This is a genomic window from Klebsiella sp. S69 (assembly GCF_016516145.1).
GTDB classification, from domain to species: Bacteria; Pseudomonadota; Gammaproteobacteria; order Enterobacterales; family Enterobacteriaceae; genus Klebsiella; species Klebsiella oxytoca.
On sequence record NZ_JACVUU010000004.1, the window covers coordinates 40,625 to 65,612 of the forward strand.

Here is a 24,988-nt window from a genome sequence, read left to right on the forward strand (position 1 = left end):
ATGTCATCAGTTACCACTTCAGGTACTTCCCGGTCGGCTTTTAGTTTCTCCCGTATCTGGGATCAGTTCGGCATGCTGGTCGTTTTCGCGGTGCTGTTTATTGGCTGCGTAATTTTTGTGCCCAATTTTGCCTCGTTTATTAATATGAAAGGTCTGGGGTTGGCTATTTCTATGTCCGGAATGGTCGCCTGTGGGATGCTGTTTTGCCTGGCGTCCGGCGATTTCGATCTGTCGGTCGCCTCGGTTATCGCCTGCGCTGGCGTGACCACGGCGGTGGTGATTAATCTGACTGAAAGCATGTGGGTTGGCATCGGCGCCGGTCTGCTGCTTGGCGCAGTGAGCGGCCTGGTCAACGGTTTTGTCATTGCCCGCTTAAAGATTAATGCTCTGATTACCACCCTCGCCACGATGCAGATCGTCCGCGGTCTTGCCTATATCATCTCCGACGGTAAAGCGGTAGGGATTGAAGATGAGCGCTTTTTTACCCTCGGCTACGCCAACTGGTTTGGTCTGCCTGCGCCTATCTGGTTAACCGTTGCCTGCCTGATTGTATTCGGTCTGCTGCTGAATAAAACCACCTTTGGCCGAAACACGCTGGCGATAGGGGGTAATGAAGAAGCGGCTCGTCTGGCCGGCGTTCCGGTGGTGCGGACGAAAATTATTATTTTCGTCCTTTCAGGGCTGGTTTCCGCGGCGGCGGGCATTATCCTGGCATCCCGTATGACCAGCGGTCAGCCGATGACGTCCATTGGCTATGAGCTGATTGTCATTTCGGCCTGCGTGCTCGGGGGCGTATCGCTGAAGGGCGGGATCGGCAAGATCTCCTACGTGGTAGCCGGGATCCTGATTCTGGGAACGGTGGAAAATGCGATGAACCTGCTGAACATTTCGCCGTTCTCGCAGTACGTTGTGCGCGGCGTGATTTTGCTGGCTGCGGTGATCTTCGACCGCTATAAACAGAAAGCGAAGCGTGCGGTTTAATTCGTCCAACTTTTCAGTTTAATCCTAAACCCTCGCCAGCGCCCGTTGCGCTGGCGATGACTATCAAAAATGGCGATGCTGGTCACACTGTCTATACTTACATGGCTACAATAATTTAACACCCAGCATATTGCTGGCCATGATAAGGAGGAAACAGGGTGGCTGACCAGATTTATGTACCGCCTGCGTTAACCGGAAACTACGCTTTTTTCTTTGACCTCGATGGTACCCTTGCCGGTATCAAACCCCATCCCGATCAGGTGGTCATTCCAGCCGATGTTCTGCAGTCGCTGCGCCAGCTTGTGCAGCAGCAAAACGGCGCGGTGGCATTGATTTCAGGGCGCTCAATGGTTGAGCTGGATGAGCTTACCCGTCCTTACCGGCTACCGCTTGCCGGTGTCCACGGGGCTGAACGCCGTGACATCAATGGTAAAACGCATATTGTCTCTTTACCGGATTCACTTCTGAAGGCGCTCTCTGCGCAGTTGACGACGGAACTGGATGCTTTGCCGGGATGCGAACTGGAAAGTAAGGGGATGGCTTTTGCTTTGCACTATCGACAGGCGCCGGAGCAGCAGCAAGCGGTGCTGGCGCTGGCGCAATCTATCGTCCAGCGCCATCCCATTCTGGCCCTGCAGCCGGGTAAGTGCGTGGTGGAGATCAAACCGCGTGGAGTGAATAAAGGTGAAGCGATAGCCGCTTTTATGCAGGAAGCTCCATTCAAAGGACGCAAGCCGGTGTTTGTTGGTGATGACTTAACCGATGAAGCTGGTTTTAGCGTTGTGAATCAATTGAATGGCGTATCGGTCAAAGTGGGCGGCGGCGAAACGCAAGCGCGTTGGCGTTTGCCTGACGTGCCCGCCGTCCATCTTTGGATTAGTAACATCGCGAATCATGGGCAACAACCAGATGCGCTAACCGACAGGAGAGATGGCTATGAGTCGCTTAGTCGTAGTATCTAATCGTATTGCCCCGCCGGATGACAAAAAGGCCAGCGCCGGTGGCCTTGCCGTGGGGATTATGGGGGCATTAAAAGCAGCCGGAGGTTTGTGGTTCGGCTGGAGTGGGGAAATCGGTGACGACCAACAGCCGTTAAAAAAAGTGACTCAGGGCAATATCACCTGGGCCTCTTTCAATCTTAGCGAGCAGGATCACGACGAATATTACAACCGCTTTTCCAATGCCGTTTTATGGCCCGCATTCCACTATCGTCTTGACCTGGTTGATTTTCAGCGTGAAGCCTGGGAGGGCTATCAGCGCGTTAATGCGACCCTGGCGGATAAATTGCTACCGCTGATTGAACCTGACGATATCGTCTGGATCCACGATTATCATCTGCTGCCGTTGGCCAGCGAACTGCGCCAGCGCGGCGTCAATAATCGTATCGGCTTCTTTTTGCATATTCCGTTCCCGACGCCGGAAGTGTTTAACGCGTTACCGCCGCATGCGGAACTGCTTGAACAGCTTTGCGATTACGATTTACTGGGTTTCCAGACCGAAAGCGACCGACTAGCGTTTCTGGATTGCGTATCGATGCAAACCCGCCTGACGACGCGCGACGGCAAAAAGCATGTGGCCTGGGGAAAACCTTTCCAGACCGAAGTCTATCCGATCGGTATCGATCCGGAAGAGATTGCGCGCAGTGCTAAAGGGCCGCTGCCGCCGAAGCTGGCGCAGCTGAAGAGCGAGCTCAAAAGCGTCCAAAATATCTTTTCCGTTGAACGGCTGGACTATTCGAAAGGGCTGCCGGAGCGTTTTCTTGCTTATGAAGCCCTGCTGGAGAACTATCCGCAGCATCACGGCAAGATTCGCTATACCCAGATTGCGCCGACTTCACGCGGGGACGTTCAGGCCTATCAGGATATTCGTCATCAGCTGGAAAACGCAGCCGGCCGTATCAATGGCCAGTATGGCCAGCTGGGCTGGACGCCGCTTTACTACCTTAACCAGCACTTTGAACGCAAGCTGCTGATGAAAATCTTCCGCTACTCCGACGTTGGTCTGGTTACCCCGCTGCGCGATGGTATGAACCTGGTGGCGAAAGAGTATGTCGCCGCGCAGGACCCGCAAAATCCGGGCGTGCTGGTGCTGTCGCAGTTTGCCGGCGCGGCCAACGAGCTCCCGACGGCCTTAATCGTTAATCCTTACGATCGCGATGAGGTCGCTGCGGCGCTGGATAAGGCATTAACCATGCCTCTGGCCGAGCGTATTGCCCGCCATTCGGCCATGCTGGCGGTGATTAAGGAAAACGATATTCATCGCTGGCAGGAGCGGTTTATTGCCGATCTAAAGGAGATTGAGCCAGGGAGCGAGGAGAGCCACTTAGAGCGCAAGGTCGCCACTTTCCCTAAACTCGCCTGAGGCCAAGACGGTTAGCGCCTCCCCGGCGCTAGCCTTTTTCCAGACAAACCAGCAGCACATCGACGCCGCTACTGCCAACAATATCTTTTGCCGAACAGGTGGCGCGAGAAAACAGACTCTGGTTGTGGTTACCGCAAATCACCAGGTCAACGCGATGCTGTCGGCAAAAATCCTGCACGTGGTGAGCAATTCCGCCGCTGGCAATGGTCATTTTCTCTATAGGATAGTCGGCGTGGCGGGCCAGCTCGGCCAGAAATCCGCGCGTCTCCTCCTGCATCACTTCGCGTAAGTTTTCCATCATGGGCGCCGCAAACTGATTATACAGCTCAGGATCCGTCGCCAGCGTAATCAGGCTGACTTTTGCATTGACCGGACGTGCGATGGAGACGGCTTTTTGAATGAGGACCCGGCTTTCCGGGGTTGGCGCCACGGCGACCAACAGATGTGAGTAGGGCATCAAGCCTCCTTGATATACGCGAAACAACCCTTTTCTTATTGTCTTTACTCCCATTCCTTAGCATTCGCAAGGTTTATCCGCAGCGAAATACAGTGCCCAAATTTCATTCCACGACGCGCCGTTTCGGTGGCCATATCTCAGTTTTTGGTCCGATCTTTTGCATTAAAAGAAACGCTGTTTTATAAATCAGTGAAGCGTGTTCATCGACTCTTTGTGTTTTTGCCATTGAACGCTTTTGGCTGGCAAAAATGAAAAGGTAACGCCGTTCCCATGTTCTTACTGTAGCCATGTATCAACCCCCTTTTGGCGGAATGAGCCAAAAAGCGGTTCGGAGTTCTCAAAAAAAAGACACAGGATTTACGGCGATGAAAACACGTAAAATCGGTTTGGTTAACTACCTTGCCTATGGATCGGGCGATTTTCTTGGTGCGGGAACAACTGCACTCACGGCAGCCTGGCTGCTCTACTTCTACACCACCTTTTGCGGACTTTCGCCTATCGAGGCGACGCTCATTTTTGCCACTGCCAGAGTTCTGGATGCGGTAATCAGCCCGCTGATGGGCTTTCTGACGGATAACTTTGGCTCGACCTGGCTGGGAAAACGTTTTGGCAGGCGTAAGTTTTTTATCCTGCTCGGCATCCCTTGCGTGTTTAGCTACTCCATTATGTGGGTAGGGGATATGGGGTTCTGGTACTACCTGCTGACCTATCTGCTGTTTGACATCGTCTATACCATGATTCTGGTGCCGTATGAAACGCTGGTGCCGGAAATGACCGACGATTTTAAACAGAAAACCAAATTCTCCGGCGCGCGTATTTCTATGGCGCAGATGTCGGCGATCCTGGCTTCTTTCCTGCCGGGCATTCTGCTGACCATCTTCGGCAAAGACAACGCCGTCTCTTTCTTCTACGCCAGCCTGGTGTTCTCGGTGCTGTGCGCAATGATGTTAACTTTTGTCTGGTTCTTTACCTGGGAGCGCCCGCGTGAAGAGTGGACCGAGGCTGCGCTGCGCGCCGAAGAGGAGAAACAGAACCTGAGCTTGTCTCAGAGTCTTAATCGCCTGTTTATTGAATTAAGTTCGACCCTGCGCATTAAAATTTTCCGTCAGCATTTGGGGATGTATCTGGGGGGCTATATCGCCCAGGATGTCTTCAATGCGGTCTTTACTTACTATGTGGTGTTTGTCCTGATGCAGGAAGCCTCAATGGCCTCCAACCTGCTGGGGACCATGGCGATCTTCCAGTTTATTGCGGTTATTGCGATGATCCCGCTGTGTATTCGCTTCGGTCCGGCGCCATCGTACCGCATGGTGGTAGTGCTGTTCGGGCTGAGTTCGCTCTCTTACGCGGTGCTGTACTACGCTGGCCTCAGCGATGTTTATTCGCTGCTGCTGCTGATTTCCGCAGTGGCGGGTCTGGGCCGCGGCGGCATCAACTATGTTCCGTGGAACACCTATACGTATATTGCCGACGTGGACGAAGTGATCACCGGCCAGCGTCGCGAAGGCATCTTTGCCGGGATTATGACTCTGACGCGTAAGGCTTCCCAGGCCGGGGCGGTGATGCTGGTAGGGATCATCATGCAGATGTCCGGCTTTGTCTCCGGGCAGAAAACGCAGCCTTATGAAGTGAGCCATACCATTCTGCTGATCCTCAGCGTCGGCACTTTGCTGGTGCTGGCCTGCGGCTTCCTCGTTTCCCTGCGCTTTAAGCTCAATCTGCAAACCCACAGCGTCCTGCGTGCGGAAACGCTCAAAATGCGTGAATCCGGACGCGCTCAGCCGGAACTGGCCAGCGCCCAGGATCGTGAAGTAGTCGAGATGCTGGCCGGGATGCCGTACGACTCCCTGTGGGGAAACAACAATATTGGTTATCTGAATCGTAATAAACCCGCCGCGCCATCGCTGAAACAGCGTTCTGCCATGAATTCGACATATAACAGAGGTTAAGGATATGAAAGTTTGGCCTGTCAAACATAGCCCCCTACTGCGCCAGCCTGAGCGCTTTATCGCCCGCAATGAACTGCAGGCGCTGATTCAGAAGGTCACGCAAAATCTGGTCAACATTAAAGATGAAAGCGGGCAATTTTTACTGCGGCTGGACGACGGGCGCATCATTGATACGAAAGGGTGGAACGGCTGGGAGTGGACTCACGGCGTCGGCCTGTACGGCATCTGGCAGTATTACCAGCAGACCGGCGATACCGCAATGCGCGATATTATCGATAGCTGGTTTGCCGATCGCTTTGCCGAGGGGGCGACCACCAAAAACGTCAACACCATGGCGCCGTTTCTCACCCTCGCTTATCGCTATGAAGAGACGGGCAACGCCGCGTATCTGCCCTGGCTCGATAGCTGGGCCGAGTGGGCGATGAACGAGATGCCGCGCACGGAGTCTGGCGGCATGCAGCACATCACGCTGGCGGAAGAAAATCATCAGCAAATGTGGGACGACACGCTGATGATGACCGTTCTGCCGCTGGCGAAAATCGGTAAGCTGCTTAATCGCCCCGAATACGTAGAGGAGGCGGTGTATCAGTTTCTGCTGCACGTGCAGAATCTGATGGACCGCGAGTCCGGTCTGTGGTTTCACGGCTGGAACTATGAGGGGCGACATAATTTCGCTCGCGCCCGCTGGGCGCGCGGCAATAGCTGGCTGACGATCGTGATCCCGGATTTCCTGGAGCTGGTGGATTTACCCGAACACAGCGCGGTGCGACGTTACCTGGTGCAGGTGCTGGATACGCAGATTGCGGCGCTGGCCCGCTGTCAGGACGATAGCGGCCTGTGGCATACGCTACTTGATGACCCTGACTCCTATCTGGAAGCCTCGGCGACCGCCGGTTTTGCGTATGGGATCCTCAAGGCGGTGCGCAAGCGCTACGTGAGTCAGGCGTATACGGAGGTTGCGGAAAAAGCGATTCGCGGCATTGTGGCGAATATCTCTGCGCAAGGGGAACTGCTGCAAACGTCCTTCGGTACCGGGATGGGGTCGGATCTCGATTTTTATCGCGACATCCCGCTGACGTCGATGCCGTATGGCCAGGCGATGGCGATCCTGTGTCTGACGGAGTATCTGCGGAAGTATTTTTGAATCAGGTGAGAACAGCCGGGTGAGGCGTCAGCCGCCGCCCGGCAAACCCGGCGTTAAGCCGGGTTCTTTCGACATATTACATCCGTTCTACGGTTTCGATACCCAGGGTATCAAGACCCAGCTTCAGCGTTTTCGCCGTCAGCAGAGCCAGTTTCAGGCGGCTGTTGCGTGTCTCTTCGCTTTCAGCGCTCAGGATCGGGCAGTGCTCATAGAAACCGGAGAACAGACCCGCCAGATCGTACAGGTAAGAACACATAACGTGCGGCGTGCCTTCACGGGCAACGACCGTAAGGGTTTCTTCAAACTGCAGCAGACGGGCCGCCAGCTGGGCTTCGCGGTCTTCGGTGATGACCACCGGCGCCGCCACTAGCGCACTTTCATCAATATCCGCTTTGCGGAACACGGAGAGCACGCGGGTATAGGCATACTGCATATAAGGCGCGGTATTGCCCTCAAAGGCCAGCATGTTATCCCAGTCGAAGATATAGTCAGTGGTGCGGTTTTTTGACAAGTCGGCATACTTAACCGCGCCAATCCCGACCGCGTTCGCCAGTTTTTCCAGTTCATCGGCGGGCATATCCGGGTTTTTCTCCGCCACCAGACGGCGGGCGCGTTCCAGCGCTTCGTCCAGCAGGTCGGCGAGCTTCACGGTACCGCCGGCGCGGGTTTTGAACGGTTTGCCGTCCTTGCCGAGCATCATGCCGAACATGTGGTGCTCCAGCGGTACGGACTCCGGCACGTAGCCGGCTTTACGTACGATAGTCCACGCCTGCATCAGGTGCTGATGCTGGCGAGAGTCGATGTAGTAAAGCACGCGATCCGCATGCAGATTCTCGTAGCGGTATTTTGCGCAGGCGATATCGGTAGTGGTGTAAAGGTAGCCGCCATCCTTCTTCTGGATGATGACGCCCATCGGTTCACCTTCCTTGTTTTTGTACTCATCAAGGAATACCACCGTCGCGCCTTCGCTTTCTACCGCCAGCCCTTTGGCCTTCAGGTCGGCCACGATACCCGGCAGCATCGGGTTATAAAGGCTTTCGCCCATAACATCATCGCGGGTCAGGGTGACGTTCAGGCGGTTATAGGTTAACTGGTTTTGCGACATGGTGATGTCGACCAGCTTGCGCCACATTTCGCGGAAATATTCGTCGCCGCCCTGCAGCTTAACGACGTAGCTGCGCGCGCGCTCGGCGAAGGCTTCATCTTCATCGTAGTGTTTTTTCGCTTCACGATAGAAACCTTCGAGGTCGGCCAGCGCCATTTCACCGGCGTTCTCCTGCTGCTGTTTTTCCAGGTACGCGATAAGCATACCGAACTGGGTACCCCAGTCGCCCACGTGGTTAGCGCGGATCACTTTATGCCCGAGAAACTCCAGCGTACGCACCGCGGCATCGCCAATGATGGTGGAGCGCAGATGGCCTACGTGCATCTCTTTCGCCACGTTCGGCGCAGAGTAATCGACCACCACGGTTTGTGCCGGCGGCTGAGCCACGCCCAAACGTTCCGATTTCAGCGCGCTGCTGACATTTTCCGCGAGGAAGGCCGGATCGAGGAAAATATTAATAAAGCCAGGGCCGGCGATATCTACCTTATTGGCAATCCCGCTCAGATCGAGATGAGACAGTACCTGCTCTGCAAGTTGTCGCGGCGCCATGCCCAGTTTTTTGGCAACGGCCATCACGCCGTTGGCCTGATAGTCGCCGAACTGGACTTTTGCTGACTGGCGGACCTGAGGTTCGCAATCGGCAGACGCGCCTGCTGCGATCAGGGCCTGACTGACTTTTTCTGAGAGAAGAGCCTGAATATTCACCGAAACACCTTACGTTAACACGCCGTCACCCTGATGGGGCGGCGCGGGAATGTGGACAAATTAGGGCAGGAGTATACTGCATTTGCACCCACGCGTCAGCACCGCACGGAGGTTGCTGAGCCTCGCGCTCAACGAATAGCCGTTCGCCGGACGTCGCCGACGATTGCCGGTTGGTCGACTGCGGAAAACGCGATAGATTAGCGCTTTTTAGCGCGTACCGAGGCTTACGATGGCGAACTGGCAGCAGATTAATGAATTAAACGATATTTCCGCGGACCTGCCGCGCTTTACCGAGGCGCTAAACGCGCTTGCTCATCGGCTTGGTCTCGATATTACGCCACTTGATGCCGACCATATTTCCCTGCGCTGTCACCAGAACGCCACGGCGGAGCGCTGGCGTCGCGGCTTTGAGCAATGCGGCACGCTGCTGTCGGAAAATGTCATTAACGGCCGCTCCATCTGCCTGTTCAGGCTGGATGAGCCGGTGGTCGTGGCGCACTGGCGTTTTAGCATTGTTGAACTGCCGTGGCCGGGCGAAAAGCGCTATCCGCATGAAGGCTGGGAGCATATTGAAATCGTTCTGCCTGGCGAGCCCGAAACGCTCAATACCCGCGCCCTGGCGCTGCTTTCCGATGATGGATTGAGCCAACCGGGCATTTTTGTAAAGACCAGCGCGCCTAAAGGAGAGCATGAGCGCTTGCCGAATCCAACTCTGGCGGTTACCGATGGCAAAGTGACGATCAAATTTCACCCGTGGTCGATTGAGCAAATTGTCGCCAGCGAACAATCAGAACGATAACAGTGTGAAGCTACGCGGCGTCTGTCGGAAGAAATCGTGACATTCTGTCGTGCCTGCCATATCGACGGAGAGAAGAATGAGCTTACTGGAAGTCTGTTGTTACAGCATGGAGTGCGCGCTGGAGGCCCAGCGCTGCGGCGCCGACCGCATCGAGCTATGCGCCGCGCCGCAGGAGGGGGGGCTGACGCCTTCCTTGGGCGTCCTTAAAACGGTGCGTGAGTCGGTGACCATCCCCGTTCATCCAATTATTCGTCCGCGCGGCGGTGACTTTTGCTATACCGCTGGCGAATTTGCCGCAATGCTTGATGATGTGGCTGCGGTGAGAGATCTCGGCTTTCCCGGCATGGTGATCGGCATCCTGGACGCCGACGGTCAGGTAGATAGGGCGCGAATGAAAAAAATAATGGCGGCGGCGGGAACGATGGCCGTCACCTTTCACCGTGCCTTTGATATGTGCGCCAACCCGCGCCAGGCCAGCGTTGAGCTGGCTGAGCTCGGCGTTCAGCGGATCCTGACTTCGGGCCAGCAGCCGTCTGCCGAAAAAGGAATTTCATTAATCAGGGAACTTATTTCCCAAAGCGACACTCCTATTATTATGGCCGGCGCAGGAGTGCGTGCCGCCAACCTGCCGCTGTTTTTGCAGGCTGGGGTAAAAGAGGTCCACAGCTCGGCAGGCCAGTGGCTACCGTCCCCGATGCGCTTTCGTAATCCCGGGTTGTCGATGTCTACGGATGCCGATGCTGATGAATACTTACGCTACGCCGTCAATGGCGAAGCGGTAGCGGAAATGAAGAAGATTATTTCCGCACAGAGAGATTAAAACCCTAAATAATTCGAGTTGCGAGAAGGCGGCGACGCAGGGAGTCCCCAGGAGCTTACTCAAGTAAGTGACTGGGGTGAGCGACAAATCTGTCTGGAACAGATTTGAACGCCGTATCCCGGCGGCCCGTAAGGGCGAGGCTCATGGATGAGCCGAGTAACAAAGCCAACGCACATGCAACTTGAAGTATGACGGGGATAAACCGTTTTTTGCTGCACATCATGTCGCCCAATATGATGATTGCCCGTACCAGGCCCCTGCCCATTAAACAGGGGCCTTTTTTTATGCTAAAAACGCGTCAACCGGCCCGCTTGTCGGCACGTTTTTTCGCTGCCAGAGACTGTTCCGTTTCCGGTTTGGTGGCAATAATCACCGCGCGCAGCGGGGCGGGATAGCCTTCGCGGGTTTTGCTACTGTCCTCGGGATCGAGGAAGTCGGCCAGCGACTCGGTGGTCATCCACTCGGTGCGGCGCTGCTCTTCGGTCGAGGTCACGCACGCATCGACGATGCGTACATCGACAAATCCGCACTTCTCCAGCCACTGCTTCAGCGCGGCGGCAGAGGGAATAAAGTAGACGTTGCGCATCTGCGCATAGCGATCGCCCGGCACCAGCACGGTATTTTCGTCGCCTTCAACGACCAGCGTCTCCAGCACCAGCTCGCCGCCGGGAACCAGCTGATCTTTTAGCTGCCAAAGGTGATCGAGCGGGGAACGACGATGGTACAGCACGCCCATCGAAAAAACGGTATCAAAGGCGTTCAGCGCCGGAAGCTGTTCAATTCCCAGCGGCAGCAGATGCGCCCGCTGGTCGTTGCCCAGCAGTTTACGTACGGCTTCAAACTGGCAAAGGAACAGTTGGGTGGGATCGATGCCTACCGCCAGATGAGCGCCGGCGCCAATCATCCGCCACATGTGATATCCGCTGCCGCAGCCGACATCAAGAATAGTCCGTCCGGTCAGGTCGGAAAGGTGCGGCAGTACGCGCTCCCACTTCCAGTCGGAACGCCATTCGGTATCGATATTCACGCCGTAAAGGGAGAAGGGCCCTTTACGCCAGGGCATCAGATTCTTCAGCAGGTTTTCAATGCGCAGGCGCTGGCCTTCACCGAGCGGCGTTTCGCTCTCGGCGGTGACGCTATGCAGCAGGTCGAGGCGGTAGGGCGCAAACTCGGGCAGAAACTCGACGGCCCGTTCCCACTCCCGGTATTTGCCGTGCAGCGCTTCACGTTGCCAGGCCGCGACCTGAGCGGGTAGCGTCTCCAGCCAGTGTGACAGCGGGCTTTTGGCAATCAATTGATAAAAGTTGCTGAAATCAATCATGCCGGTTCCCCGGATTTTACGGCGATTAACGATCCGAAGTTAAAGCACTGGAACCACAATTCGGCATGTTCGAAACCGGCCTTGCGCAGGCGGGCTTTGTGGGTTTCCACGGAATCGGTGAGCATGACGTTTTCCAGCATGCTGCGCTTCTGGCTGATTTCCAGCTCGCTGTAGCCGTTGGCGCGCTTGAAGTCGTGATGCATGTTGAACAGAAGTTCGCCGACGTTGTCATCCTCGAAGCTGAATTTTTCCGATAGCACCAGCGCACCGCCCGGATTCAGCCCCTGATAAACCTTATCAAGAATGGCCTGGCGTTCGCCCGGCTCGAGAAACTGAATGGTGAAATTCAGCACCACCATCGAAGCATTTTCGATAGTGACGTGACGGATATCGCCTTCAATAACTTCGACCGGCGTCGGCGCTTTATAGGCGTCAATATGGCGACGGCAGCGTTCGACCATCGCCGGTGAGTTATCAACGGCGATAATTTTACAGCCGGCATGGGCAATGTTGCGGCGCACGGACAGCGTGGCTGCGCCAAGCGAGCAGCCGAGATCGTAAACCTGGGTATCCGGCTGAACGAAACGTTCCGCCAGCATGCCGATCATTGAAATAATGTTGGAATAGCCGGGAACAGAGCGCTGGATCATATCCGGGAAGACTTCAGCAACCCGTTCATCAAAGGTCCAGTCGCCGAGACTGGCAATCGGCGCGGAAAAAAGCGTATCGCGGTGAGACATAACGTTAAACCCGAAAAATCGAAAACGGCGTATTGTGCGCTAACGGACGGAGAAAACCAACTCCCAGGGCATATACCAGAAGTTCGCCAGCACCATCAGCAACAATGAACACCACGTCGCGCTCATGCCGGAGCGGCGCCAGCGATACAGGCGATGATGGAAACCATAAGAGTGCATCAGGCGCCCGACAATCAGCAAAATACCGCAAACGTGGACCATCCAGGTTTGCGCGCCGTTCATTTCCATAAACAGCAGCAGTATCAGGCCAATGGGAACGTATTCCACCGCGTTGCCGTGCACGCGAATAGCAACCTGCAGCTCGCTAAAACCACCGTCGCCGTAGCCAACGCGATATTGCGTCCTCAGGCGTACGACATCGTAAGAAAACTTTATTAGCAATAACGCACCTAAAACCGCATACAGCGCGCTGACCATACTCAAAACTCCCTTTTATTCCATCCGGTGGCTCAGTTGAGGATAGCAGGATATCAGAAAAGAGAGGTTTGCTGCGGAATTGACGGCGCATCACCTATTTCCGGTAGGGCGGCGCGCAGATCGCTCCACAGGATGTCGACCAGCTGCGGAGCCTGGGCGATATCCGGTGTGTGGAGGAACAGGTAGGGCGTTGTGGTTTGCGCCCATTTTGGCAGCGTCCTTATCCACACGCTAAAAAGCTCGCGATTTTGCGCCATATCGTCGCTGCCAATAAAGCGCACCATCGGGTGCCGGGCCGTCACCAGCGCATGGACGGGGACTTTGGGCTTTTTGTTTTGTGCTTCGATCATTGCCTGACTGCGGGCGATGGCGCTGTGAACCGGGCGGCTATCGAGGATAACGCGGTTGACGTTTCGCTGATGCAAGCCGCGATTAAGCTGCTGTTCCGCTTCCCCCTTGGCGAAAAATTCCGCATGCCTTACTTCGACGCCGTAGCTGAATTCACGCGGCAGACTATCAAGAAAGTGCCAGAGGGCGGGAAGGTCTCGGGGGCCAAACGTCGCCGGCAGCTGTAGCCAGTATTGGCCGATGCGCGAAGACAGCGGCGCCAGACGAGTAAAAAACTCCTGGCTTAAGTCGTCGCAGTTGCGCAGCGCCGCCTGGTGCGAAATGGTGGCCGGAAACTTGAAGCAGAAGCGAAAATCGTCGTGGGTCTGTTCATACCATCGGCTGACAATCTCCGCTTTTGGTAACGCGTACAGGGTGGTGTTGCCCTCCACGCAATTAAAGTGGCGGGCATACTCTTCAAGGCTGGTGATACCCAGGCGCACCCACTTCGGGTGCGCCCATTGGGGAAGCCCAATATAGATCATAAGGCGGCAAGTACCTCCTCGGTACTGCGCACGCGAGCAATACGCGGGAAGATGTGCGTCATGCTGCCCTGATGCTGTTCGGCCGACGCCGCGCTGCAGGCATCTTCAACCAGAATCAGATTAAATCCCAGCTCCCAGGCGTTGCGCGCCGTGGATTCGACGCCGATGTTGGTGGATATTCCGCACAGAATGATGGTGTCGATGCCGCGACGGCGAAGCTGCAGCTCGAGGTCAGTGCCGTAAAAAGCGCCCCACTGACGTTTAGTAACTTCGATATCGCTTTCCTGTTTGTCCAGCGCGAGCGGGTAGGTCCACCAGTTTTCCGGTAGCGTATGGGCGCCAGCCTCGGCATCGACCGGCTGTTTCAGCGCTTCGGCGAAATCCGCTGACCAGCCGACGCGAACCATCACTACGGGGGCGCCCTGCTGGCGACACTTTTTCGCCATCTTCGCGGCCCGCTCAACCACTTCATCAGCGCGATGAGGGCCGCCAGCAAACGGTAAAATACCTTCCTGCAGGTCAATAATGACCAGCGCGGTGTTTTTTGCATTGAGTTCTAACATAATATCCCCGTATCTTCTCCAGGTGGTCAGGTCGCTACAATACCGTTGCCGATTCTGCCCAAGGGTAACAATTTTTGTTAATTTTTGTGAGTGCAGGCACTAAGCGCACAGCAAAGCAACGCTGCGCGCTGCGCCGGGCTTATCGTGCGGCATAATTTCCAGTATAATAGCCGCCTTTTTTCATTCAGTAGTGACATCAGCTAAAGCTGCGACCTCGTCGCCTGCAAGGCAGGCAACAATCCGCCTGCGGCTAAGTTAAGGGATATCTCATGCGTACAGAATATTGCGGACAGCTCGGTCTGTCCCACGTAGGGCAGCAAGTGACTCTGTGTGGTTGGGTCAACCGTCGTCGTGATCTTGGTAGCCTTATCTTTATTGATATGCGCGACCGCGAAGGCATCGTGCAGGTGTTTTTCGATCCGGATCGCGCGGATGCATTAAAGCTGGCCTCCGAACTGCGTAATGAGTTCTGCATTCAGGTCACCGGTACCGTGCGCGCGCGTGACGAAAAGAACGTCAATAATGATATGGCCACCGGCGCCATTGAAGTGCTGGCAACCGACCTGACGATCATCAACCGTGCTGAAGCGCTGCCGCTGGATTCCAACCACGTCAACACCGAAGAAGCGCGTCTGAAATACCGTTACCTGGACCTGCGTCGTCCGGAAATGGCGCAGCGCCTGAAAACCCGCGCGAAGATTACCAGCCTCGTTCGCCGTTTTATGGACGACCACGGTTTCCTCGATATCGAAACCCCGATGCTGACCAAAGCGACCCCGGAAGGCGCGCGCGACTATCTCGTGCCTTCTCGTGTGCATAAAGGCAAATTCTACGCGCTCCCGCAATCTCCGCAGCTGTTTAAACAGCTGCTGATGATGTCCGGTTTTGACCGCTACTATCAGATTGTTAAATGCTTCCGCGACGAAGATCTGCGCGCTGACCGCCAGCCGGAATTCACCCAAATCGACGTCGAGACTTCCTTTATGACCGCCCCGCAGGTGCGCGAAGTGATGGAAGCGCTGGTGCGTAATCTGTGGCAGGAAGTGAAGGGCGTGGATCTGGGTGATTTTCCGATCATGACCTTTGCCGAAGCTGAGCGCCGCTATGGTTCTGACAAACCGGACCTGCGTAACCCGATGGAGCTGGTGGACGTCGCCGATCTGGTGAAAGCGGTGGAATTCGCCGTCTTTGCGGGCCCGGCTAACGACGCCAAAGGCCGCGTTGCCGCGCTGCGCGTGCCTGGCGGCGCTGCGCTGAGCCGTAAGCAAATCGACGAATACGGTAAGTTTGTCCAAATCTACGGCGCCAAAGGTCTGGCATACATTAAAGTCAACGAACGGGCAAAAGGCCTTGAAGGTATTAACAGCCCGGTGGCTAAATTCCTCAACGCCGACATCGTTGAAGCGATCCTTGAGCGCACCGGCGCGCAGGATGGCGATATGATCTTCTTCGGCGCGGATAACAAAAAAGTGGTTGCCGATGCGCTGGGCGCGCTGCGTCTGAAGCTGGGTAAAGATCTGAACCTGACCGATGAAGAGAAATGGGCGCCGCTGTGGGTGATCGACTTCCCGATGTTTGAAGACGACGGTGAAGGCGGCCTGACCGCGATGCACCATCCGTTTACCTCGCCGAAAGATATGACAGCCGCAGAGCTAAAAGCCGCGCCGGAAGATGCGGTAGCTAACGCTTACGACATGGTGATTAACGGCTATGAAGTTGGCGGCGGTTCCGTGCGTATTCACAGCGGTGAGATGCAGCAGACCGTATTCGGTATTCTGGGAATTAACGAGCAGGATCAGCGCGAGAAGTTTGGCTTCCTGCTGGATGCGCTAAAATACGGTACTCCACCGCATGCGGGTCTGGCTTTTGGCCTTGACCGTTTGACCATGCTGCTGACCGGCACCGATAATATCCGTGACGTTATCGCCTTCCCGAAAACGACGGCGGCGGCCTGCCTGATGACCGAAGCCCCGAGCTTTGCGAATCCTGCATCGCTGAGCGAGCTCGGTATTCAGGTGGTGGCGAAAGAGGCAAAAGAGTCTCCGGAGAATAAGTAAGATGTCATTCAAGCTCCCCGTTTCCGTTCTGGTGGTGATTTATGCCGAAGATACGAAGCGGGTGCTGATGTTGCAGCGTCGCGACGATCCCGCCTTCTGGCAGTCGGTTACCGGCAGCCTGGAGGAGGGGGAAACCGCGCCGCAAGCTGCCGCGCGTGAAGTAATGGAAGAGGTCGCCATTGACGTTGCCTGCGAGCAGCTGGCTTTGGTTGATTGTCAGCGAACGGTAGAGTTCGAGATATTTTCTCATTTACGTCATCGCTATGCGCCGGGCGTTGAGCGCAATACGGAGTTTTGGTTCCGTCTTGCGCTCCCCCATGAACGCCAGATTGTCTTTACGGAACATCTGGACTATCGCTGGGTTGATGCTACGGAAGCCGCCACGTTGACCAAGTCCTGGAGCAACCGGCAGGCGATTGAAGAATTTGTAATTAACGCCAACTAATTTCCCCCAGAATTTTAGTTATCAGGAAGGCGGCCAGTTGGGATATCACCCGGAGCTTACTTGCGTAGGTAATGGGTGTGAAACAACGCAGCCAGTGCTCCTGAGAGCTAAGAGGCGCCGGGAAAAGGCTTTTTTGGAGATATTATTTTATGGCAGGTCATAGTAAATGGGCCAACACCAAACACCGCAAAGCGGCACAGGATGCCAAACGCGGTAAGATCTTTACGAAAATTATTCGCGAGCTGGTCACCGCGGCCCGTCTTGGCGGCGGCGATGCGGGCTCAAACCCGCGTCTGCGCGCAGCGATTGACAAAGCGCTGAGCAACAACATGACCCGTGACACCCTGAACCGTGCTATTGCCCGCGGCGTCGGCGGCGATGATGATGCGAACATGGAAACCATCATTTATGAAGGTTACGGTCCTGGCGGTACGGCGGTAATGGTTGAATGTCTGTCCGACAACCGCAACCGTACCGTTGCTGAAGTACGTCACGCGTTCAGCAAAACCGGCGGTAACCTGGGCACCGACGGCTCCGTTTCCTACCTGTTCAGCAAAAAAGGCGTCATCTCCTTCGAGCAAGGCGATGAAGATGCGATCATGGAAGCGGCGCTGGAAGCGGGCGCGGAAGACGTGGTGACCTATGACGACGGCGCAATTGACGTCTACACCGCCTGGGAAGAGATGGGTGCGGTACGCGATGCGCTGGAAGCTGCCGGTCTGAAAGCGGACGCCGCTGAAGTCTCCATGATCCCCTCAACCAAAGCGGATATGGACGCGGAAACTGCGCCGAAACTGCTGCGTCTGATCGATATGCTGGAAGATTGCGACGACGTGCAGGAAGTTTATCATAACGGCGAGATCTCTGATGAGGTCGCCGCAACCCTGTGATACCCGTACACTTTCAGCCCACAGCGGTGTTGGCGCTCCTCGCTTACCCCGGTCACGTAGTGAATCTACGTGACCGGGGATGCGCTGCGTGGCCGCCTGGCTGTGAACTGAAATCTTTAGGGTCTCACGAGTTAGTTATGACCGGGGGCGCGTGATGGCTATTATTCTCGGTATTGACCCGGGGTCGCGCGTCACTGGTTATGGCGTTATCCGTCAGGTTGGACGCCAGTTGAGCTACCTCGGCAGCGGCTGTATACGCACGAAAGTGGATGATTTACCGTCCCGCCTGAAGCTTATCTATGCCGGTGTTACGGAAATTATCACCCAGTTCCAGCCGGACTACTTCGCCATCGAACAAGTTTTTATGGCCAAAAACGCCGACTCGGCGCTGAAGCTCGGCCAGGCGCGCGGAGTGGCCATCGTCGCGGCGACGAATCAGGACCTGCCGGTCTTTGAGTACGCCGCCAGGCAGGTGAAGCAGACCGTTGTCGGGATTGGCAGCGCGGAAAAGAGCCAGGTGCAGCATATGGTGCGCACGTTGCTCAAGCTTCCGGCCAACCCACAGGCGGATGCGGCGGATGCTTTAGCTATCGCCATCACTCATTGCCACGTCAGCCAGAACGCAGCTCAGATCAGTGAAAGTCGCCTGAACCTGGCGCGCGGACGCCTCCGCTAATCTACACCGCCCCGGCGCTTGTTGCCCGGGGCGTTTTACTTTCCTCACTGACATCGTTAACTAAAAAGAGTAAGGATGCAGATTATTCGGCATAGCGTTGGATAGTCAGTTGAATGATGAAAATCCGGGTGGTGGAATCTCTCTTTTTTATGCTGCTAATTATCGTCAGTGGATATTATTTACTGACCGAATATCAGTATTACCATCAGAGTTCGACGGTTTTCGGCACAGTCGTCAATACCCGCACTGTCAGCAGCGCAGAGCGGCGCCTGGCCGACGCCTGCACCACATTTCGCGGACGCGAAGATTGTTCCGCGCTCTTTGAGTATGATATTACCTGGCTGTCAGGCGGTCACTCCTACCGCTATCACGTTGCAAAGGCCTGGTCTCCGCCCGCAGACAGACTTTGTATGAATATCGTGCAGGGAAAACCCGCTATTGCCAAACCATGTGACGCTCTCTTTTTTAACGTCAGCCGACTCCCGGGTCTGATAGCAATCTGGGTTATCGTGGCTTTTATTACTTTGACGCTATTTTTATACCGTAAGCGTTACGCTATTTCTCGTCAGTGGCCTGCGCAGACGCTTTATCGGATTTATCACCGCAGGCACAGGCTGATGCTGGAAACCCCGGATGAACAAGAAGCGCTAAAGTTCATCAACAGCGGTTATCGAATAAGCGAAACTTTCCACCATCAGAAAGTCGTTGGGTCGGGTCGTCAAAGACGCGTCATTCACTACATCATCTACCTTGTGCGGGGTAAAAAGAGCGCATAAAAGCGCAAGCCAGGCTCGCGCTCCACCGATGTACGGGAATTACGTGTTTTTCATCTGGATATCTATCCAGCCTTTTTTTATGATACCGCATTAGACTTTCGGCCCTTAATCCAGGAGCTCCATGTGATAGGCAGACTCAGAGGCATTATTCTCGAAAAACAACCCCCGCTGGTTTTACTCGAAACGGGAGGCGTAGGCTATGAGGTTCATCTGCCGATGACCTGCTTCTATGAGCTGCCGGACGTGGGCAAAGAGGCGATCATTTTCACCCACTTTATCGTTCGTGAAGATGCGCAGCTGCTGTATGGCTTTAACAATAAGCAGGAGCGCACGCTGTTTAAAGAGCTGATTAAAACTAACGGCGTCGGTCCAAAACTGGCGCTGGCAATCCTTTCCGGCATGTCCGCTCAGCAGTTTGTCAATGCCGTTGAGCGTGAAGAGCTGGCGGCGCTGGTCAAACTGCCGGGGATCGGTAAGAAAACCGCGGAACGCCTGATTGTCGAGATGAAAGACCGCTTCAAAGGACTGCACGGCGATCTGTTCACTCCGGCAGCCGATCTGGTTCTGACGTCGCCGGCCGGGCCGTCTGACGATGATGCTGAACAGGAAGCGGTTGCTGCGCTGGTGGCGCTGGGCTATAAACCTCAGGAAGCCAGCCGGATGGTCAGCAAAATCGTGCGTCCGGATGCCAACAGTGAAACGCTAATTCGCGAAGCGCTCCGCGCCGCGTTGTGAGGTAAGGGATGATAGAAGCAGACAGGCTGGTATCGGCAGACAGCAGCGGCTTTGAAGAGGCGGCGGACCGCGCAATCCGCCCCAAACTGCTGGAAGAGTATGTAGGCCAGCCGCACGTCCGTTCGCAAATGGAGATCTTTATCCAGGCGGCGAAACTGCGCGGCGACGCGCTCGATCACCTGCTGATTTTTGGTCCTCCAGGGCTGGGAAAAACCACGCTGGCGAACATCGTCGCTAACGAAATGGGCGTTAACCTGCGCACGACCTCCGGCCCGGTGCTGGAGAAAGCGGGCGATCTGGCGGCGATGTTGACCAACCTTGAACCACACGACGTTCTGTTTATCGACGAGATTCATCGCCTTTCACCGGTTGTCGAAGAAGTCCTGTATCCGGCAATGGAAGATTACCAGCTGGATATCATGATTGGTGAAGGGCCTGCGGCGCGTTCAATCAAAATCGATCTTCCGCCGTTTACCCTGATTGGCGCGACAACTCGCGCCGGCTCGCTGACTTCGCCGCTGCGCGACCGCTTCGGTATCGTCCAGCGCCTGGAGTTCTACCAGATCCCTGACCTGCAGCATATCGTCAGCCGCAGCGCCCGCTATATGGGGCTGGAGATGAGCGAAGAGGGAGCGCTGGAAGTTGCGCGTCGCGCGCGCGGTACGCCGCGAATCGCTAACCGCCTGCTGCGCAGAGTGCGCGATTTTGCCGAAGTCCGCTACGATGGACGTATCTCAGAGGATATTGCCGCTCAGGCGCTGGATATGCTCAACGTGGATGCCGAAGGATTTGACTATATGGACCGTAAGCTGCTGCTGGCGGTCATCGATAAATTCTTTGGCGGGCCGGTTGGGCTCGATAACCTGGCGGCGGCAATAGGTGAAGAGCGTGAAACCATCGAGGACGTGCTGGAACCGTATCTGATTCAGCAAGGTTTTCTACAACGCACCCCGCGCGGACGTATGGCGACGGTACGGGCCTGGACCCACTTTGGCATTACGCCGCCTGAAATGCCTTAATCCTTGTCGGTGTTTAAAACAACAGACCGCAAGGGTCGGTAGCCCGGCTAAGCGCAGCGCAAGCCGGGGAAATCGTTGAAGCGGTATTGCGGTTGATGTCCCGGCTTGCGGCGTGAACGCCTCAGCCGGGCGACAAAGTCCGCAGACAGCTGTGACCCCATAGCAATCTGCCGAGTTTTGATGGCGGTTGAGGCGGGCGCATAAGCGTCAGGCGGCCGGCTTCTTGCTCATGCTGATGATAAACAGCACCGCAGCGCACAGCACCACGGAAGGCCCGGCTGGCGTGTCGTAAAACGCTGAAAAGGTCAGTCCGCCGGTGACGGCAATCATCCCCATTCCTACCGCAATACCCGCCATTTGCTCCGGCGTACGGGCAAAGCGACGCGCCGTGGCTGCGGGAATAATCAGCAAAGACGTAATGATCAGCGCCCCGACGAACTTCATCGCCACGCCGATGGTCAGCGCGGTGACCAGCATCAACAGCAGTTTAACCCTTTGTAGCTTAACGCCGTCAACGAAGGCCAGATCCGGACTAATGGTCATCGATAGCAGATTACGCCACTGCCAGAGCAGGATCGCCAGCACGATCGCTACGCCAATCGCGATGGATATTAAATCCTCCGGCGTAACCGCCAACAGGTCGCCAAACAGATAGGCCATCAGATCGACGCGCACGTTCGACATCAGACTGACTACCACCAGGCCCAAAGACAGCGCGCTGTGGGCCATGATACCGAGTAGCGTATCTACCGCCAGATGAGGACGTTTTTCCAGCCATACCAGCCCGCCCGCCAGCAGCAACGTCACCACGATGACCGCATAAAAAGGATTAACGTTCAGCAGCAAACCAAAAGCGACGCCGAGCAGAGAGGCATGGGCCAGGGTATCGCCAAAGTAGGACATGCGGCGCCAGACGACAAACGACCCCAGCGGACCCGCCGCACAGGCGAGCATTATCCCGGCCAGCCAGCCGGGGAGCAGTAATTCAATCATTAACGGTCATTTCCCCGACGCAGTACAATCCGCCCCTGCAGGTCGTGGCGGTGATTATGATGATGGCGATAAATACCCAGCTGTTCCGCGCCGCGCTGGCCGAACATTGAGATAAATTCCGGATGCATGGAGACCACTTCCGGCGCGCCGGAGCAGCAGATATGCTGATTGAGACACAGTACTTCATCGGTTTTCGCCATCACCAGGTGCAGGTCGTGGGAAACCATCAGAACGGCACAATCAAGCTCCTGGCGCAGCTGATTAATCAGATCGTACAGCGCCACCTGACCATTCACGTCAACGCCCTGCGTTGGCTCGTCGAGCACCAGCAGCTGCGGTTGATTGAGCAGCGCGCGCGCCAGAAGTACCCGCTGAGTCTCGCCGCCGGAAAGCTTTTGCATAGGCGCGTCAATCAGATGACCGGCCTGCACGCGCTTCAGCGCCGGCAGTATGTCGCGCTTGTGCGTTCCTGGCCGCAACAGCATAAAGCGGCTGACGGTGAGCGGCATCGTGGCATCAAGGTGCAGCTTTTGCGGGACATAGCCTATCCGCAGATGTCCCTCGCGTTTGATAACCCCTTCTGTAGGTGCTACCAGCCCAAGAACGACTCTGACGAGGGTCGATTTACCGGCGCCGTTGGGGCCCAGCAGAGTTAAAATTTTGCCCGGCTTAAGCGTGAGCGAAATGTCAGACAGCACGCGCCTTTGGCCATAAACGACCGCGACGTTTTCCAGAGTTACAAGATTTGTCATATCAAATTAGAGGTTGCACAAGCCAGTGAATGTTATAATATCACATCTTTCTCATTCATTACGATGATTAGACGCATTATGTTACATAAAAATACGCTTCTTTGCGCTGGACTAAGCGCCGCTTTTTTGTTCGCTCATGCACCGCTGGCAAGCGCCGCGGTCGTCACCTCGCTTAAACCGCTGGGCTTCATCGCATCAGCCATTGCTGATGGGGTAACCGAGACCCAGGTACTGCTGCCTGACGGGGCATCGGAGCATGATTATTCACTGCGTCCATCGGATGCAAAACGCTTACAGAACGCAGACTTAGTGGTCTGGATTGGTCCAGAGATGGAGGCGTTTATGGATAAGTCAACGCAAAGCATTGCGCCGAACAAAAAGGTGACGATTGCCGAGCTTGACGGCGTGAAACCGTTACTCATGAAAGGCGTCGACGACGACGATGACCATCACGGTCACGATCATGGCGCCGGGGAAAATAGTGACGACGATCACCATCATGGCATCTATAACATGCATCTATGGCTTTCCCCAGAGATAGCGCGCCTTTCGGCGGTTGCAATCCACGATAAATTATTGGAACTTATGCCGCAGAGTCGAGCCAAACTTGACGCCAACCTGAAGGATTTTGAGGCAAAATTAGCCGCAACCGACAAGCAGGTTGGGACCGAGCTGGCACCGCTGAAAGGGAAGGGGTATTTCGTTTTTCATGACGCCTACGGCTACTTTGAAAAACACTACGGTTTGACCTCCTTAGGTCATTTTACTGTCAACCCTGAAATCCAGCCTGGTGCGCAGCGTTTACACGAAATCAGAACACAGCTGGTTGAGCAAAAAGCAACTTGCGTTTTTGCTGAGCCACAGTTCAGGCCAGCGGTTATAGAAGCTGTTGCCAGGGGGACGTCCGTGCGCATGGGAACCCTGGATCCACTTGGAATCGGAATTAAGCTGGGTAAAGAGAGTTATCCGCAATTCCTGAGCCAGATGGCAAATCAGTATTCAAGCTGCCTGAAAGGAGAATAACGAGGAAGTGAATACGTGCAACAGATAGCCCGCGCTGTCACTCAGGCATTTAACAATCTGCCACGACCTCACCGCGTTATGCTGGGGTCGCTTAGCGTTCTTACCTTAGCGGTCGCCGTCTGGCGACCCTACATTTACCACCATCCCGAAACGGCTCCCATCTCCAGAACCATCGAGCTGGAACAAAGCGAAATTCGTTCTCTGCTGCCAGAGGCCTCGGAACCTATCGATCAGGCGCCTCAGGAAGAAGAAGCCATCCCTCAGGATGAGCTGGATGATAAAGCGGACAGCGATTCCGGCGGCCATGAATATGTGGTGTCGACCGGGGATACGCTCAGCAGCATTCTTAATCAGTACGGTATTGATATGGGCGATATCGCCCGGCTCTCCTCGGTGGATAAAGAGCTGCGTAATCTGAAAATCGGCCAACAGCTCTCCTGGACGCTGACGGCGGATGGCGATTTACAAAGCCTGACTTGGGAGATGTCGCGCCGCGAAACCCGTACCTACGACCGGGTGGCCAACGGTTTCAAAATGAGCAGCGAGCTGCAAAAAGGCGACTGGGTCAATAACGTACTGAAAGGTACCGTGGGCGGAAGCTTTGTCGCCAGCGCTCGTGATGCCGGCCTGACCAGCACTGAAATTAGCGCGGTGATCAAAGCCATGCAGTGGCAGATGGACTTCCGTAAGCTGAAAAAAGGCGATGAGTTTTCCGTACTGATGTCGCGTGAAATGCTGGACGGTAAGCGCGAGCAAAGCCAGCTGCTTGGCGTACGCCTGCGTTCGGATGGCAAAGACTATTACGCGATCCGCGCTGAGGATGGCAAATTCTACGATCGCAATGGTACAGGGCTTGCGAAGGGCTTCCTGCGCTTCCCGACCGCCCGCCAGTTCCGCGTCTCATCAAACTTTAACCCGCGTCGTTTGAACCCGGTCACCGGCCGCGTCGCTCCGCATCGTGGCGTCGATTTTGCGATGCCGCAGGGCACCCCAGTGCTCTCGGTTGGCGATGGCGAAGTGGTAGTGGCGAAACGTAGCGGTGCGGCAGGTTATTACGTTGCCGTCCGCCACGGTCGTACCTATACCACCCGCTATATGCACCTGCGTAAGCTGCTGGTCAAACCCGGGCAGAAGGTGAAACGCGGCGATCGCATCGCGCTGTCGGGCAATACCGGCCGTTCGACCGGTCCGCATCTGCATTATGAAGTGTGGATCAACCAGCAGGCGGTCAACCCGCTGACGGCGAAACTGCCGCGTACGGAAGGGCTCAGCGGTTCCGACCGTACCGATTTCCTGGCGCAGGCCAAACAGGTGATTCCGCAGCTGCGGTTTGACTAACCTCACGCCAGTTAAAGCCGGTGCCTTCTGCG

The 24,988-nt window shown here is 55.6% G+C and carries 26 protein-coding genes; 16 read left to right on the plus strand and 10 right to left on the minus strand.

The features are described from left to right. The 3 genes from araH to otsA all read left to right on the plus strand — a co-directional run bounded on the left by araH (position 1) and on the right by otsA (position 3,342). Positions 1 to 981 carry an L-arabinose ABC transporter permease AraH gene (gene araH, locus IAE27_RS05575; protein ID WP_004103425.1) on the plus strand — a complete coding sequence of 327 codons (981 nt, stop codon included), beginning with the start codon at positions 1 to 3 and terminating at the stop codon, positions 979 to 981. A 158-nt stretch (positions 982 to 1,139) separates the two neighbouring features. Continuing rightward, positions 1,140 to 1,943 carry a trehalose-phosphatase gene (otsB, locus tag IAE27_RS05580; protein WP_016808315.1) on the plus strand — a complete coding sequence of 268 codons (804 nt, stop codon included), beginning with the start codon at positions 1,140 to 1,142 and terminating at the stop codon, positions 1,941 to 1,943. Then, positions 1,918 to 3,342: an alpha,alpha-trehalose-phosphate synthase gene (gene otsA / locus IAE27_RS05585; protein ID WP_004103421.1), complete on the plus strand. Its 1,425-nt coding sequence runs from the start codon at positions 1,918 to 1,920 to the stop codon at positions 3,340 to 3,342. The genes otsB and otsA overlap by 26 nt, the downstream gene beginning before the upstream one ends. 28 nt (positions 3,343 to 3,370) lie before the next feature. On the opposite strand, the gene uspC is transcribed toward otsA, so the two are convergent. After that, on the minus strand, positions 3,371 to 3,799 hold the full coding sequence (gene uspC / locus IAE27_RS05590) for a universal stress protein UspC (protein ID WP_004103417.1): 429 nt from the start codon (positions 3,797 to 3,799) through the stop codon (positions 3,371 to 3,373). Between the two features lie 103 nt (positions 3,800 to 3,902). Beyond that, positions 3,903 to 4,088 carry a hypothetical protein gene (locus tag IAE27_RS05595; protein ID WP_187326155.1) on the minus strand — a complete coding sequence of 62 codons (186 nt, stop codon included), beginning with the start codon at positions 4,086 to 4,088 and terminating at the stop codon, positions 3,903 to 3,905. Positions 4,089 to 4,164: 76 nt separating this feature from the next. Between IAE27_RS05595 and IAE27_RS05600 the strand changes: the two genes are divergently transcribed. Both IAE27_RS05600 and IAE27_RS05605 read left to right on the plus strand, forming a co-directional pair. Beyond that, complete coding sequence (locus tag IAE27_RS05600) at positions 4,165 to 5,748, plus strand: MFS transporter (RefSeq protein ID WP_004103413.1); 1,584 nt, start codon at positions 4,165 to 4,167, stop codon at positions 5,746 to 5,748. Positions 5,749 to 5,752: 4 nt separating this feature from the next. Continuing rightward, positions 5,753 to 6,892 (plus strand): glycoside hydrolase family 105 protein, encoded by a 1,140-nt coding sequence (locus IAE27_RS05605; RefSeq protein WP_070556970.1) that lies wholly within the window; start codon positions 5,753 to 5,755, stop codon positions 6,890 to 6,892. A gap of 76 nt (positions 6,893 to 6,968) precedes the next feature. On the opposite strand, the gene argS is transcribed toward IAE27_RS05605, so the two are convergent. Then, positions 6,969 to 8,702 (minus strand): arginine--tRNA ligase, encoded by a 1,734-nt coding sequence (gene argS / locus IAE27_RS05610; protein ID WP_064351721.1) that lies wholly within the window; start codon positions 8,700 to 8,702, stop codon positions 6,969 to 6,971. A gap of 229 nt (positions 8,703 to 8,931) precedes the next feature. Here argS and IAE27_RS05615 point away from each other — a divergent pair, with 229 nt between their 5' ends. Together IAE27_RS05615 and cutC are read left to right on the plus strand one after the other, a co-directional pair. After that, positions 8,932 to 9,501 carry a VOC family protein gene (locus IAE27_RS05615; RefSeq protein ID WP_070556968.1) on the plus strand — a complete coding sequence of 190 codons (570 nt, stop codon included), beginning with the start codon at positions 8,932 to 8,934 and terminating at the stop codon, positions 9,499 to 9,501. 76 nt (positions 9,502 to 9,577) lie between these two features. After that, positions 9,578 to 10,321 carry a copper homeostasis protein CutC gene (cutC, locus tag IAE27_RS05620; protein WP_016808313.1) on the plus strand — a complete coding sequence of 248 codons (744 nt, stop codon included), beginning with the start codon at positions 9,578 to 9,580 and terminating at the stop codon, positions 10,319 to 10,321. Positions 10,322 to 10,619: 298 nt separating this feature from the next. Here the strand turns inward: cutC and cmoB are convergent, their stop codons facing one another. The 5 genes from cmoB to IAE27_RS05645 are packed head-to-tail and all read right to left on the minus strand — an operon-like array spanning position 10,620 to position 14,252. After that, the gene (gene cmoB / locus IAE27_RS05625) at positions 10,620 to 11,642 is read right to left on the minus strand and encodes a tRNA 5-methoxyuridine(34)/uridine 5-oxyacetic acid(34) synthase CmoB (protein ID WP_004113808.1); all 1,023 of its coding nucleotides are present in this window, start codon (positions 11,640 to 11,642) and stop codon (positions 10,620 to 10,622) included. Beyond that, on the minus strand, positions 11,639 to 12,382 hold the full coding sequence (cmoA, locus tag IAE27_RS05630) for a carboxy-S-adenosyl-L-methionine synthase CmoA (protein WP_004103405.1): 744 nt from the start codon (positions 12,380 to 12,382) through the stop codon (positions 11,639 to 11,641). Before cmoA ends, cmoB begins: the two co-directional genes overlap by 4 nt. Before the next feature lie 39 nt (positions 12,383 to 12,421). Then, on the minus strand, positions 12,422 to 12,817 hold the full coding sequence (locus tag IAE27_RS05635) for an MAPEG family protein (protein ID WP_004103403.1): 396 nt from the start codon (positions 12,815 to 12,817) through the stop codon (positions 12,422 to 12,424). A 53-nt stretch (positions 12,818 to 12,870) separates the two neighbouring features. Continuing rightward, positions 12,871 to 13,689 carry a DUF72 domain-containing protein gene (locus IAE27_RS05640; RefSeq protein WP_049127522.1) on the minus strand — a complete coding sequence of 273 codons (819 nt, stop codon included), beginning with the start codon at positions 13,687 to 13,689 and terminating at the stop codon, positions 12,871 to 12,873. Next, on the minus strand, positions 13,686 to 14,252 hold the full coding sequence (locus IAE27_RS05645; protein ID WP_064397741.1) for a hydrolase: 567 nt from the start codon (positions 14,250 to 14,252) through the stop codon (positions 13,686 to 13,688). The genes IAE27_RS05640 and IAE27_RS05645 overlap by 4 nt, the downstream gene beginning before the upstream one ends. 269 nt (positions 14,253 to 14,521) lie before the next feature. Here IAE27_RS05645 and aspS point away from each other — a divergent pair, with 269 nt between their 5' ends. The 7 genes from aspS to ruvB all read left to right on the plus strand — a co-directional run bounded on the left by aspS (position 14,522) and on the right by ruvB (position 20,850). Next, complete coding sequence (gene aspS / locus IAE27_RS05650; protein ID WP_200092122.1) at positions 14,522 to 16,309, plus strand: aspartate--tRNA ligase; 1,788 nt, start codon at positions 14,522 to 14,524, stop codon at positions 16,307 to 16,309. Position 16,310: 1 nt separating this feature from the next. After that, positions 16,311 to 16,754 (plus strand): dihydroneopterin triphosphate diphosphatase, encoded by a 444-nt coding sequence (gene nudB, locus IAE27_RS05655; protein ID WP_004103398.1) that lies wholly within the window; start codon positions 16,311 to 16,313, stop codon positions 16,752 to 16,754. A gap of 149 nt (positions 16,755 to 16,903) precedes the next feature. After that, complete coding sequence (locus IAE27_RS05660) at positions 16,904 to 17,644, plus strand: YebC/PmpR family DNA-binding transcriptional regulator (protein WP_004103396.1); 741 nt, start codon at positions 16,904 to 16,906, stop codon at positions 17,642 to 17,644. Between the two features lie 154 nt (positions 17,645 to 17,798). Next, the gene (gene ruvC, locus IAE27_RS05665; RefSeq protein ID WP_004113791.1) at positions 17,799 to 18,320 is read left to right on the plus strand and encodes a crossover junction endodeoxyribonuclease RuvC; all 522 of its coding nucleotides are present in this window, start codon (positions 17,799 to 17,801) and stop codon (positions 18,318 to 18,320) included. Positions 18,321 to 18,433: 113 nt separating this feature from the next. After that, the gene (locus IAE27_RS05670; RefSeq protein WP_070556966.1) at positions 18,434 to 19,096 is read left to right on the plus strand and encodes a hypothetical protein; all 663 of its coding nucleotides are present in this window, start codon (positions 18,434 to 18,436) and stop codon (positions 19,094 to 19,096) included. Between the two features lie 123 nt (positions 19,097 to 19,219). After that, a complete protein-coding gene (gene ruvA, locus IAE27_RS05675; protein WP_004103390.1) occupies positions 19,220 to 19,831 on the plus strand; it encodes a Holliday junction branch migration protein RuvA in 612 nt (203 codons plus the stop codon). Positions 19,832 to 19,839: 8 nt separating this feature from the next. After that, on the plus strand, positions 19,840 to 20,850 hold the full coding sequence (gene ruvB, locus IAE27_RS05680) for a Holliday junction branch migration DNA helicase RuvB (protein WP_004103386.1): 1,011 nt from the start codon (positions 19,840 to 19,842) through the stop codon (positions 20,848 to 20,850). A gap of 207 nt (positions 20,851 to 21,057) precedes the next feature. Here the strand turns inward: ruvB and znuB are convergent, their stop codons facing one another. Next, the gene (znuB, locus tag IAE27_RS05685) at positions 21,058 to 21,843 is read right to left on the minus strand and encodes a zinc ABC transporter permease subunit ZnuB (protein ID WP_004113787.1); all 786 of its coding nucleotides are present in this window, start codon (positions 21,841 to 21,843) and stop codon (positions 21,058 to 21,060) included. Beyond that, positions 21,843 to 22,595, minus strand: coding sequence for a zinc ABC transporter ATP-binding protein ZnuC (gene znuC / locus IAE27_RS05690; RefSeq protein WP_004103383.1), 753 nt, complete (start codon positions 22,593 to 22,595; stop codon positions 21,843 to 21,845). Before znuC ends, znuB begins: the two co-directional genes overlap by 1 nt. A gap of 78 nt (positions 22,596 to 22,673) precedes the next feature. Here znuC and znuA point away from each other — a divergent pair, with 78 nt between their 5' ends. Next, positions 22,674 to 23,618, plus strand: a complete 945-nt coding sequence (znuA, locus tag IAE27_RS05695; RefSeq protein WP_016808309.1) for a zinc ABC transporter substrate-binding protein ZnuA — start codon at positions 22,674 to 22,676, stop codon at positions 23,616 to 23,618. Positions 23,619 to 23,633: 15 nt separating this feature from the next. After that, entirely contained in the window at positions 23,634 to 24,956 is a 1,323-nt protein-coding gene (gene mepM / locus IAE27_RS05700; RefSeq protein ID WP_004103381.1) for a murein DD-endopeptidase MepM, read from the plus strand. Positions 24,957 to 24,988 lie beyond the last annotated feature (32 nt).